The organism is Pantoea cypripedii (assembly GCF_002095535.1).
GTDB classification, from domain to species: Bacteria; Pseudomonadota; Gammaproteobacteria; order Enterobacterales; family Enterobacteriaceae; genus Pantoea; species Pantoea cypripedii.
Window position 1 is genome coordinate 1,879,842 of sequence record NZ_MLJI01000001.1, and the last position, 12,117, is coordinate 1,891,958.

The following is a 12,117-nucleotide window of genomic DNA, read 5'->3' on the forward strand; positions in this document are numbered from 1 at the left end:
GCGGGGACGAATATTAACGGCACGCTGGTAAGCTGGCAAGGGGAAAAAGTGATTTTTCATCATGACTGACCAGCATCTGTGCTATGCGTCGTTTTTTTAGGCGTTGCGGGCCTTTTGCGGCCCGCTCAGCCACTTAGCGCGCAGCGCGGGTCAGAATCACCTGGGCAGGCAAACGCTGCAAACGACGAATACGCCAAATCATCATGATCGCCGCCGAGGTTAACCCGACGATAAAACCACACCAGAAACCGGCCGGGCCGAGTCGGGGAACGACCCAATCTGTCAGCGCCAGGATATAGCCAACCGGCAGGCCCAGTACCCAGTATGCAATCAGGGTGATAAAGAAGATCGAACGGGTATCTTTGTAGCCACGCAAAATACCGCTGCCAATCACCTGAATCGAATCCGAGAACTGGTAAATCGCTGCCAGCAGCATCAGTTGCGCCGCCAGCGTGATGACTTCCGGGTTAGCGGTGTATAACGCGGCGATATGATGGCGGAAGGTCACGGTAAATAGCGCGGTGACGGCGGCCATGCTGATGCCCACACCTTGCGCGGTCCAGGCCGCGACGCAAGCCTGTTCTGCCGAACCCTGTCCCAGCCGGTATCCCACGCGAATCGTCGTTGCCACACCGAGTGACAACGGCAGCACGAACATCAGCGAACTGAAGTTCAGCGCAATCTGGTGTCCGGCCACCTTAACGATGCCAAGCGGCGACACCATCAACGCCACCACGGCAAACAAGGTCACTTCAAAGAACAGTGCCAGCGCCACCGGCAGGCCAAGGGTAAACAGACGGGACAGAATCGCCCGCGAGGGTGCGGACCAGCCAGTCGCCATACGAATATCGCGCATACTGCCCATGCGTTTCAGCCAGAAGCGCATCACCAGAAACATCACCCAATAAACGGAAGCTGTTGCCACACCGCAGCCGACACCACCCAGTGCGGGCATGCCAAAATGCCCGTAGATGAACACATAGTTCAGCGGGATATTGGTCAGCAAACCGAGAAAGCCCAGCACCATGCCGGGTTTGGTTTTTGATAACCCTTCACATTGGTTACGCGCTACCTGGAAAAACAGATAACCCGGCGCGCCAAACAGCAGGGCATGGAGGTAACCTTCAGCTTTGGCGGCCAGCAACGGGTCGATGTCATGCATGGAACGGATCAGATATCCGGCGTTCCACAGCACCAGCATAATAAGCACTGCGACGAACAGCGCCAGCCAGTAGCCCTGACGAACCTGTTCAGCAATGCGCTCGCGGCGTCCTGAACCGTTGAGTTGCGCAACGGTGGGCGTCAATGCCAGTAGCAAACCATGACCAAATAGAATGGCGGGAAGCCAGATAGAGGTGCCGACCGCAACGGCAGCCATATCCGTGGCGCTTACCGAACCGGCCATAATGGTATCCACAAACCCCATCGCAGTCTGGGCAACCTGAGCAAGGATGACCGGGATCGCAAGGGCCAGCAATTGACGCGCTTCTGTTAAATACTTCTGCACGTATCACCTGCATTTAAAATAAAAAGGAGAGCGGGGAGACATCCCCAAAGAATACGCGGCTTAGTGTAACGGTCGCTTGCGTATCCGCCAAACATTGTTCGCAATTTGTTAAAACAAGCGTGTAAATTTTGCGCACCGGCAAATTAAACCCGAGGAGGTCAGCTGTGATAAACTACGGCAAACTTCGCAGAGGCTGAGATTATGTTTACTGGAATTGTGCAGGGTAAGGCAGAAATTGTTGCTATTGAAGAAAAAGAGCTGTTTCGCACTCACATCGTAAAATTGCCGGAAGAGTTGCTGCCGGGGCTGGCACTGGGTGCTTCGGTTGCCAACAACGGCTGCTGTCTGACGGTGACGGCGGTTGAAGGCGACCGGGTGAGCTTTGACTTAATCAAAGAAACCTTGCGTATTACCAACCTGGGTGAATTGCAGGTGGGCGATCTGGTCAATATTGAACGGGCAGCGAAATTCAGTGATGAAATTGGCGGTCATTTGATGTCTGGACATATTATGACCACCGCAGAGATCTGCAAAATTATTCAGTCAGAAAACAACCGTGAGGTGTGGTTTAAATTACAGGACCCGGCGCAGATCAAATATATTCTGCACAAAGGTTTTGTCGGTATTGACGGCATCAGCCTGACGGTGGGCGATGTGACGAAGAGTAAATTCTGCGTGCACCTGATCCCGGAAACGCTGGAGCGCACCACGCTCGGGGCGAAAAAGCTGGGGCATAAAGTGAATATCGAGATCGACCCGCATACTCAGGCGATTGTCGAAACCGTCGAGCGCGTGCTGGCGCAGCGTGAAGCCGCTACACTGGCGCAGCTAACGTCCGACGAGAGCGAATAAACCCGCAATAAATAAGGCGCCATTTGGCGCCTTTCTGTTACTTAGCGTGCAACACGCAAACCGCCTTCAGCGCCACGGCTAAATACCACCTGCCACAACTGAATATCACGCGCCCGGAATGCACCGGCACACGCGCAGAGATAATAACTGAACATGCGTTTAAAGCGGTCGCCATATTTTTCTGCCAGCTGCGGCCAGGTTTCCAGGAAACGATCATGCCAGGCCATCAACGTGGTGTCATAATCCGCGCCGAAATTGTGCCAGTCTTCCATCACAAAATGTGACTCGCTGGCATCAGCAATCTGGCGTACTGAAGGCAGACAGCCATTCGGGAAGATATATTTGTCGATCCAGGGATCCACATTCATATCGGTTTTAACTGACCCGATGGTATGCAGCAGAAAAATACCGTCCGGCTTCAGATTACGATCGGCCACTTCAAAATAGGTTGCGTAGTTTTTCGGGCCAACGTGCTCGAACATGCCAACGGAAACGATGCGATCAAATTGCAGATTCAGGTCGCGATAATCCTGCAACAGGATGGTGACATCCAGACCGGCGCAACGCTCCTGCGCCATTTTCTGCTGTTCAGCGGAAATGGTTACGCCATGCACTTTGACGCCGTAATTGCGGGCGGCAAATTCAGCCAGTCCACCCCAGCCACAACCAATATCCAGCAAAGACATGCCGGGTTGGAGTTGCAGTTTGCGGCAAATCATATCGAGCTTGGCCTGCTGCGCCTGTTCCAGTGTTTCTGCATCCTTCCAGTAGCCGCAGGAATACTGCATAAAAGGATCGAGCATCAGTGAAAACAGGTCATTACCGAGATCGTAATGTTCTTTACCCACAATCCAGGCGCGTTTTCTCGATTGCAGATTGGTCAAACGCGCCGCAGCGATTCGCAGTGTGTCTTTAAAATGATGCGGTAATTGCTGATCCAGATGGTGTTTCAGTACGCGATGAAAGAACATGTCGAGGTTTTCACATTCCCACCAGCCGTCCATGTAACTTTCACCGAGGCCCAGCGATCCTTCCTGCAGGACCCGTTTAAAAAAATCCGGATGCTTAACCTGAATATCCCAGGGGCGAGTACCATTTATGGCAATATCGGCCCGTTCCAGTAATTCATGGGCGATACGAAACCAGTGGTTTTCTTCAAGGCTCACTTCTTCTATACACGATGAACTCATAGCTTCTCCATCACCTTTCCGATTTCAACCTGAGAAAAGAATAGTCAATTTCTCCAGGCTTGTGAGAGAACTCACGGAAAATCCGTGCGCCAGATATCCGACGTTTTACAGAGGTATGAATCTGAATAGAAATGTCTGGCACAACACCGGGGAGAACATCGTGCAGACACCATCCCAGCGACAGAGTCGCTAAATATTAATACAATTATGTTATTGATTTGTTACAGAAATGCTGACCCACGCAGTATATGCTTCCGTGGGTCAATATTCAACGACTTATCGTTAGTTTGCTAACTAAGGTCGTTGCGTTAGCGATTATCTTCGCAGGGACGGGAGTTGTGAGCAACATCACTTTGTGCGTTTGCCACAGCGGCACGCTGCCAGCCGAAACCAGCCCAGGCAAGTGCAACAGTGGCGAGCATCACCAGGCTGGTGCTGTGCAATGCCTGTTGTAAGCCAGCGGAAACCAGCAGGCTGGCGATAAAGCACAATCCCAGTTGCAGCAGGTTTTGTAAGGATGCCGCTTTACCGGTGGCCTGAGGGAAGGGCAGCAGCGCGCTGGCGACGACGATCGGGTAGATCGCGCCATTGGCCAGTGCCATGCCGCAAAACGGCAGCAGCAACGCCCAGAGCGCAGGGGTTGCAAGCTGGGCAACGGCAAACAGGCCGACGATGCTCAGGCTGTAAATCACCAGCAACCACGGCAGCAGTTGTTTGCCCTGAAACCGATTCAGCAGGGCACGGCAACCAAAGCCACCGACGAGGAAGGCGATGGTCTGCGGTACATAACTCAGACCAATATCGGCGGGTGACAGCCCGGCATCAGCAAGAATAAAAGGCGAACCGGTCAGCCAGGCGAAAAAGCTGGCGGAGCAGGCAGAGTAAATCAGCACATTACCGCTGTAGACCTTTGATGCCAGTAACGTCAACCAGCCGGGCTGTGGCGCGCGTGCCGCCTGAGTGCGGGCGGGGTTCGTCAGTCGCAGGGTACCGACCAGTAGCACCAGCGTGACCAGCGTCAGCAACAGGAAAATGCTGCGCCAGTGGAAATGGCCCATCAGCCAGGCTCCCAGCAACGGGGCCAGCGCCGGTGACAATGCCACCAGCGGCATAATGGTGGCGAAAACTTTGTTCGCCTGCGCCTGCGGATAGCGATCAACCACCAGCGCCTGCCAACTGACCGCCGCCGCGCACACCCCAAGCGCCTGGACAAAACGCAGCGCCAGCATCAGTCGTACATCGGTTACCCACAGCATGCCGAGACAGCCCAGCGCGAAGATCACTAATCCGGCCAGCAGAATGGGTTTGCGACCAAAGCGGTCAGACAACGGACCCCAGAAGACTTGCGCACAGGCGAAGCCACCGAGGAACAGGCTCAGGCTGGCACTGATGGTACCAGGGGCAGTAGCAAAATCCTGCTGCATGGCACCGAAGGCCGGCAGGTACATATCCGTAGCAAGAAAGCCCAGCATGCTTAGCAAAGCAAGGTAAGGCAAAAATCCTTTTGATGACAACATGGTGATTCTCATTAGACAAATTGAACGCCGGGGAGTGTAAAAGGGTGCGGCAGGCTTTGTGAAACGCTAATATTTGCGAGGTGCTATCAAAAATTTTGCAGGCAAAATGATGTGGTCTGAATACGCGCTTGAAGTGGTGGATGCGGTGGCGCGCAGCGGCAGTTTTAGCGCTGCGGCGCAGGAGTTGCATCGCGTGCCTTCTGCCATCAGCTATACGGTACGTCAGCTGGAAACCTGGCTGGCCGTGCCTTTGTTTGAAAGGCAGCACCGGGAAGTGGTGCTGACGGCCGCGGGTGAGCATTTCGTGCGTGAAGGGCGGAGTGTTATCAAAAAAATGCTGGCAACCCGACGCCAGTGCCAGCAACTGGCTAACGGCTGGCGTGGGCAGTTGAGCATCGCGGTTGACTGTATCGTTAAACCGCAGCGTACCCGGCAACTGGTAAAGGATTTCTACCGCCATTTCCCGGATATGGAGCTGATTATCAGCTATGAAGTGTTCAACGGGGTCTGGGATGCGCTGGCTGATGGTCGGGTCGATGTGGCGATTGGGGCCACCCAGGCCATTCCGGTCGGTGGGCGTTTTGCCTTCCAGGATATGGGCGCGCTGAACTGGCGTTGCGTGGTCAGTCCCGAGCATCCCCTGACAAAAAGTGCCCAGCTGGATGAAGAAACCTTACGGGCGTGGCCTTCACTGGTGCTGGAGGATACATCGCGGGCGCTGCCGCGGCGTATGACCTGGACGCTGGATAACCAGCGGCGTCTGGTGGTACCGGAGTGGGAAACCGGGATGGATTGTCTGCGGGCAGGGTTGTGCGTAGGGATGGTGCCGGGCCATTTAGCCCGGCCACTGCTGGATAGCGGCGTGTTAACCGAACTGACGTTGCCTGCACCTTTCCCGGAGAGTCCCTGCTGCGTCAGCTGGTCGGAACAACGCGCCTCACCGGCATTAAGCTGGTTGCTGGACTATCTGGGCGATGCAGAGACGCTCAACCATGAGTGGTTGAGCGAAACGGTGGCTTAGCGACGATAGTCGCGGAACGGGCCGTCGGCGACGGAGCGGCGTTCAATCAATGTGGGCTGCACTTCGATGGTCTGCGGCTCTTCGCGCTTACTGGTGATGCGATCGAGCAGCATTTCCAGCGCTTTTTCTCCCAGCTGTGCTTTTGGCTGATGAACGGTTGTCAGAGCCGGGGTGAAATACCGGGCGTTGCGCACGTTGTCATAGCCAATCACCGAGATATCCTGTGGCACGCGCAGCCCCATTTCATCGGCGGCACAAATCGCGCCCATCGCCATGATATCGCCACCACAAAACACCGCCGTCGGACGTTGTTTCTGGTTGAGGATCTGCTGCATCGCCTGATAACCGGATTCCGGTTCGAAGTCGCCCTGCACAATCCACTCCGGGCGCACGGTAATACCGGCTTCATGCAACGCCTGCATAAAACCAGCATGACGACCACCGCCAGTGTTGCGCTCCATCTGGCCAGGGATGGCACCAATGTCGCGATGTCCACGTTCGATCAGGTAACGTCCGGCGAGATAGCCACCCTGGAAGGCGTTATCCTGCACGGTATCGGTGAAATCACCGCGAGACTCGCCCCAGTCCATCACCACCATCGGGATATTGCGGTTCTCTTCCAGCATGGTGAGCAGGTCGTCGGGATATTCGGAACACATCACCAATAAACCGTCGACGCGCTTTTGCGCCATCATCGAGAGATAAGCACGCTGCTTTTGCAGATCGTTATGCGCATTGCCGAGAATCAGCGTATAGCCACGGTCGAAACAGTGGTTTTCCACCGCTTCAATGATTTCCGCGAAATAGGGGGCTTCGCTGGAGGTGGCGAGCAATCCCAGCGTTTTGGTGTGGTTGACTTTCAGGCTACGCGCCACGGCGCTGGGCGAGTAGTGCAGCTCTTTGATCGCTTCCCATACGGCGTTACGCGTTTCTTCCGCGACAAAACGCGTTTTGTTGATGACATGCGAAACCGTGGTGGTGGAGACACCGGCGCGTTTCGCCACATCTTTAATTGTTGCCATGAAAATGGTACTCCCGGGCTTATCGCAACTTACTGATAAGTATATTGTTAAACGTTTGCGTCTGCTAATGGTTTTGCGCCCCAATTTTCGGGGCAAATGGCGAAGAAAAAGGCGTTAACTCGCAGTTAAAATCACTTTAACAGGCCACAAACACAGCGTGCGCAAAATCTGTTGCGCAACGAAAGGCGGCGATTCTAGCAAGCTGGCGCGGATAACACGAGATTTTTGCCGGGCGCTGTGCGAAAATTACATTAACCCTTCAATTAATGTGACTAAGGAGTTGTGATGAGTACAGACCTGAAACTGGCGCTGGGTACTACCGTTGGCGCGTTGTTAATGATCATCGTGTTCAGCTTCACCGCGATCCTTCATTAATAAAAAAAGCCGGACCTGAAATTTCAGTGTCCGGCTTTTTATTGCGCGGTGATGTTTAGCGAATGGTTTTCGGCGTCATCATGCGGCGTGCACCGACATAATGCTTCTGCCAGTAATCTTCACCTAATGCGCTAATCTGAATATCTTTACCGGTACGCGGTGACTGAATAAATTTGCCGTTGCCCAGGTAAACACCCACATGGTCAGCGGTACCGCGATGGTTAATGCGGAAGAACACCAAATCTCCCTTCTCCAGCATATCGCGTTTGATCGGCGCCGCATCACGCAGGTGATACATTTCGTTAGCGGTGCGCGGGAATTTGTATTTCACCAGATCTTTATAGGCATACCACACCAGACCACTGCAATCGAAACCGGTATGCGGTGAAGTACCGCCCCACTGGTAAGGTTTACCGATCTGACCCATTAATTTGTTCATCGCCGTTTCACGCGCCTTTTGATAGCGCTGACGGTGTGATTTGCTCATCCTGATAGTGGTGAGGTCGCTGGCGTCATCCTGCTCATCCAACACTTTCGCCACGCGCTGATGACCATATTTTTTGGTCGGCGACTTCAGCAGGGCTTTTCTGCGGGTGGTTTTGTGCAGCGCAGTTTCGGTTTTGGTGGGTTTCTTCAGTCTTAACTTATGAACACTGCTGGTAAGGCGTGATTTTTTGGTGCTGGTCTTGACCGGGCGTCGTTTACGGCGCTCATCTTCGCGTGCACTTTTTTTCTCTGCATTATGCAAACTGGCATTGATGGGCGCATGCGGTGACGCAGAAGCCACATTAAAAAACAGTTGGGCGAAAGCCAGCATAAAAAGCGTAATAAGTAAACGCATAGTCCGGTTACAGGTTAAGCAGTCTGCGATAAAACAGCCTGCGGCAAGTTAGAAAAATCTGATCAATGATCAGCGCCGGGATTGATTCTAATCCACTTTTTTTCCAAAAGGTAAGGCATTTTTCGATTAATCTGTTACCAGATGGTATCTGGGGCAAAAATGAGCGATTTCAGCCGGTTAACGCAGCATAATTATTGCCAATTATTAATCGGTTCATGCTTGCTAATGATATGAAAATGTTATTTGTGGCGTTGGAACTTAACAAACATGGCGATTAAGGTCGCTGAGGAGCAAAATCCCGTTTTCAGTGCGGGGGTGAAGTCGCTACAATAAACAAACACGAAGTGAGGAATTAAGGAAGGCAAAAATGAGTACTGTTGAAAAAATTCAGCGCCAGATCGCAGAAAACCCGATCCTGCTGTATATGAAAGGTTCGCCGAAACTGCCAAGCTGCGGTTTCTCTGCGCAGGCGGTGCAGGCTCTGTCTGCCTGTGGTGAGCGCTTCGCGTATGTTGATATCCTGCAAAACCCGGATATCCGTGCTGAATTGCCGAAATATGCCAACTGGCCAACGTTCCCGCAGCTGTGGGTTGATGGCGAGCTGGTCGGTGGTTGCGACATCATCGTTGAGATGTTCCAGCGTGGTGAGCTGCAACCGCTGATTAAAGAAACTGCTGAGAAGTATAAAGAAGCAGAATAATTGCAAAGGCCGACGCATCGTCGGCCTTTCTTTTGGTCATTCTGCGTCGTCTTCCGACACATCGTCATTGAACGCCACTGGCCAGCCGCCAAGGCGCTTCCAGCGATTGACCAGCTCGCAAAACAGCGTCGCGGTTTGTTCAGTGTCATACAAGGCAGAATGCGCCTGGGTACTATCGAAATCCATACCTGCCGCTTTACAGGCTTTTGCCAGCACCGTCTGACCCAGCACCAGGCCGCTTAATGCTGCGGTATCAAAAGTAGCAAAGGGATGGAACGGGTTGCGTTTCAGACCGGCGCGCTCGGCAGCCGCCATCAGAAAGCCATGATCAAAGGTGGCGTTATGCGCCACAATTATCGCCCGATTGCAGTGACTGTCCTTTGTGCCTTTACGCACCATCTTAAAAATTGCATGTAACGCTTCATATTCGCTCACCGCGCCGCGGAGCGGGTTGCTGGGATCAATCCCGGTAAACGCCAGTGCATCTGGGTTAAGAATCGCGCCTTCAAAAGGTTCAACGTGAAAATGCAGTGTTTCGTCGCGATGCAGCCAGCCGTCTTCATCCATTTTGAGTGTGGTGGCGGCAATTTCCAGCAGGGCATCGGTTTTAGCATTAAAACCGGCCGTTTCGACGTCGATCACCACGGGATAAAAACCGCGAAAGCGTTGATGGAGAGCGTTTAAGTCGTTCGATTCAGACATCAGGATCTCATAGCAATAAATGGGGCAGCGCGCATTATGGCAAAAATTGCGAGAGGGTGCAGCAGGAGAGGAGCGCCAGCCCGTAAATGCACGAGCTGGCAGGCAGGCTTAGTTGCCGATGCCGTGTCCGGCATGTTTGTTTTCGATCAGTTCGATTTTGTAGCCATCCGGATCTTCGACAAACGCAATCACCGTGGTGCCGCCTTTAACCGGGCCAGCTTCACGGGTGACTTTACCACCGGCATCGCGGATGCGGTCGCAGGTGGCGGCGACATCATCAACGCCCAGTGCAATGTGCCCGTAGGCGTTGCCGAGATCATAGCTCTCGACGCCCCAGTTATAGGTCAGCTCAATCACGGCACCTTCGCTTTCTTCGGTGTAACCAACAAAAGCCAGGGTGTACTTATATTCGGTGTTTTCGCTCTGACGCAGCAGGCGCATGCCCAGCACACGGGTGTAAAAATCAATGGAACGCTGCAAATCGCCAACACGTAACATGGTGTGAAGTAAACGCATAACATCCTCTTTTAACAAGCACAAAGGCTAAGTATAGCGAGTTAACGCTCTGAAGAAACAGCATTGCCGCACATCCGGTGCGGCAATCGAACTTTCTTATAACGTCGGGTAATCGGTATAACCTTCGGCCCCGCCACCGTAGAAGGTTTCCGGACGCTGCGGATTCAGTGGCGCATCCTGTTGCAGGCGGGCGACCAAATCCGGGTTGGCGATAAAATCACGACCAAACGCGACGGCATCAATCAGGCCACGCTGAATCAGGTCATCCGCTTTTTCTATCGTGTAGGCACCGGCACCGATGATCACCCCTGGGAACAACGCGCGCACTTTCTCACGGAAAGCGTCGCTATAAGGCTGACCACCCGCCCAGTCTGGTTCTGACAGGTGCAGATAAGCCAGTTTACGTTTGCCCAATTCCGAGATGTACCACAGGGCGGCGGCTTCTTCATCCGCGCCATTTTCCAGATTCTGGAAAGCACCAATCGGTGAAATACGGATACCGATACGATCGGCAGACCAGTTAGCAATCGCCGCATCCACCACTTCAAGGGCGAAACGACCACGTTTGGCAATCGAACCGCCGTACTCGTCCGTACGCTGGTTGGAGCCAGGGGCGAGGAACTGATGCATCAGATAACCGTGCGCCGAATGCAGTTCCAGCAAATCAAAGTCTGCTTCGCGTGCGTTAGCCGCAGCCTGGCCGAAATCCGCCACGATCTGTTGAATTTCTGCCACGCTGAGCTCACGCGGTACGGAGGTATCTTCACGGTACACGGTGCCATCGGCGTGACGCAGTGAGGTACGGGTACCGGCAGCCAGAGCGGAAGGGGCAACCGGCGGCAGACCATCTGGCTGCACGCTATTATGGGAGATACGCCCGGTATGCCACAGTTGCACCGCGCTGTGTCCGCCCGCGCCGTGAATGGCCTCGTTGATGACTTTCCACGCGGCGATTTGCTGCTGGGTATGCAGCCCCGGCGCACCGGCATAACCTTTCGCCTGGAAAGAAATCTGGGTCGCTTCCGTGATGATCAACCCGGCGCTGGCACGCTGCTGATAATACTCAGCCATCAGCGGGGTGGGGATATCGCCTGGCTCAATGCTGCGCAGACGCGTCAGAGGGGCCATGAAAACACGGTTAGGCACGGTAATCGCACCCACTTTCAGGGGGGAGAACAACTGTTTACTCGCCATGATGACTCCTGTATTAGACCGGTCGTCTAGAAACTGCGGTTTTTAAAATCAGTGGCGGATCAGCCACTGTTCAATGGTTTCGAGCGCCAGACTAATCGGGCCTGGCTCTCTTGAGATCTTGCTTTGCAGGCTGGCACCCAGCCACAGCAGATAGCAACGCTGTGCCAGCTGTTGCGGGCTTTGCCCATACAACAACGGTTGTTCTGCTGCCACATCATCGAGACAGCGGGCATAGGCGTTAATCACCGCCGTTGCGCCATGTTGCAGCGCATCCCGCATCGGCTCCGACAGGTCGCACACCTCGGCGGACAGCTTCACCCCGAGACAACCCATGATATGGCCTTGTTCGATAAATAAACGTTCCGCCGAGCGAAAGTGTTGCAGGAAACGCTCACGCGCTGTGGCACCAGGCTGATTAAGTTGCTGCTCAATCGTCTGCAAATGGTGGACAAAATAGCGCTCCAGCAGGGCCACACCAAAAGCTTCTTTTGAACGGAAGTAGTGATAAAACGAACCTTTCGGCACTTCCGCCAGCGTCAGCATTTCACTGAGGCCCATACCGGTAAAACCGCGTTGTAAACACAGCTGCTCGCCGGTAGCGAGCAGATGTTCACGGGTTTCGTTGCGTTGCAGAGTCTTGTTCATGGACAGCAGAGTAGTAGACCGATCGGTCTAATGCA

13 protein-coding genes are annotated in these 12,117 nt (G+C 53.8%); 4 read left to right on the plus strand and 9 right to left on the minus strand.

Annotated elements, in window-relative coordinates:
* Positions 1-133 precede the first annotated feature (133 nt).
* Entirely contained in the window at positions 134-1,507 is a 1,374-nt protein-coding gene (locus HA50_RS08775; protein ID WP_084874066.1) for an MATE family efflux transporter, read from the minus strand.
* 201 nt (positions 1,508-1,708) lie between these two features.
* Between HA50_RS08775 and HA50_RS08780 the strand changes: the two genes are divergently transcribed.
* The gene (locus tag HA50_RS08780; protein WP_084874067.1) at positions 1,709-2,359 is read left to right on the plus strand and encodes a riboflavin synthase subunit alpha; all 651 of its coding nucleotides are present in this window, start codon (positions 1,709-1,711) and stop codon (positions 2,357-2,359) included.
* 41 nt (positions 2,360-2,400) lie between these two features.
* On the opposite strand, the gene cfa is transcribed toward HA50_RS08780, so the two are convergent.
* On the minus strand, positions 2,401-3,549 hold the full coding sequence (gene cfa / locus HA50_RS08785) for a cyclopropane fatty acyl phospholipid synthase (protein ID WP_084874068.1): 1,149 nt from the start codon (positions 3,547-3,549) through the stop codon (positions 2,401-2,403).
* A gap of 308 nt (positions 3,550-3,857) precedes the next feature.
* Positions 3,858-5,066, minus strand: a complete 1,209-nt coding sequence (gene punC, locus HA50_RS08790) for a purine nucleoside transporter PunC (protein WP_084874069.1) — start codon at positions 5,064-5,066, stop codon at positions 3,858-3,860.
* 109 nt (positions 5,067-5,175) lie between these two features.
* On the opposite strand from punC, the gene punR reads away from it, so the two are divergent.
* Positions 5,176-6,087 (plus strand): DNA-binding transcriptional activator PunR, encoded by a 912-nt coding sequence (gene punR / locus HA50_RS08795; RefSeq protein WP_084874070.1) that lies wholly within the window; start codon positions 5,176-5,178, stop codon positions 6,085-6,087.
* Here punR and purR read toward each other — a convergent pair.
* Positions 6,084-7,109 carry an HTH-type transcriptional repressor PurR gene (purR, locus tag HA50_RS08800; RefSeq protein ID WP_084874071.1) on the minus strand — a complete coding sequence of 342 codons (1,026 nt, stop codon included), beginning with the start codon at positions 7,107-7,109 and terminating at the stop codon, positions 6,084-6,086. The genes punR and purR overlap by 4 nt on opposite strands.
* 285 nt (positions 7,110-7,394) lie before the next feature.
* On the opposite strand from purR, the gene cydH reads away from it, so the two are divergent.
* Positions 7,395-7,484, plus strand: coding sequence for a cytochrome bd-I oxidase subunit CydH (gene cydH, locus HA50_RS31025; protein WP_139810913.1), 90 nt, complete (start codon positions 7,395-7,397; stop codon positions 7,482-7,484).
* Between the two features lie 55 nt (positions 7,485-7,539).
* Here cydH and HA50_RS08805 read toward each other — a convergent pair whose 3' ends face one another.
* Positions 7,540-8,325: a C40 family peptidase gene (locus tag HA50_RS08805; RefSeq protein ID WP_084874072.1), complete on the minus strand. Its 786-nt coding sequence runs from the start codon at positions 8,323-8,325 to the stop codon at positions 7,540-7,542.
* 367 nt (positions 8,326-8,692) lie between these two features.
* On the opposite strand from HA50_RS08805, the gene HA50_RS08810 reads away from it, so the two are divergent.
* The gene (locus HA50_RS08810; RefSeq protein ID WP_021185244.1) at positions 8,693-9,025 is read left to right on the plus strand and encodes a Grx4 family monothiol glutaredoxin; all 333 of its coding nucleotides are present in this window, start codon (positions 8,693-8,695) and stop codon (positions 9,023-9,025) included.
* 36 nt (positions 9,026-9,061) lie between these two features.
* On the opposite strand, the gene rnt is transcribed toward HA50_RS08810, so the two are convergent.
* The 4 genes from rnt to HA50_RS08830 all read right to left on the minus strand — a co-directional run bounded on the left by rnt (position 9,062) and on the right by HA50_RS08830 (position 12,082).
* On the minus strand, positions 9,062-9,727 hold the full coding sequence (gene rnt / locus HA50_RS08815; protein WP_084874073.1) for a ribonuclease T: 666 nt from the start codon (positions 9,725-9,727) through the stop codon (positions 9,062-9,064).
* A gap of 108 nt (positions 9,728-9,835) precedes the next feature.
* Positions 9,836-10,243: a lactoylglutathione lyase gene (gene gloA / locus HA50_RS08820; protein ID WP_084874074.1), complete on the minus strand. Its 408-nt coding sequence runs from the start codon at positions 10,241-10,243 to the stop codon at positions 9,836-9,838.
* Positions 10,244-10,339: 96 nt separating this feature from the next.
* Positions 10,340-11,437: an alkene reductase gene (nemA, locus tag HA50_RS08825; RefSeq protein ID WP_084874075.1), complete on the minus strand. Its 1,098-nt coding sequence runs from the start codon at positions 11,435-11,437 to the stop codon at positions 10,340-10,342.
* A 48-nt stretch (positions 11,438-11,485) separates the two neighbouring features.
* On the minus strand, positions 11,486-12,082 hold the full coding sequence (locus tag HA50_RS08830; RefSeq protein ID WP_084874076.1) for a TetR/AcrR family transcriptional regulator: 597 nt from the start codon (positions 12,080-12,082) through the stop codon (positions 11,486-11,488).
* Positions 12,083-12,117 lie beyond the last annotated feature (35 nt).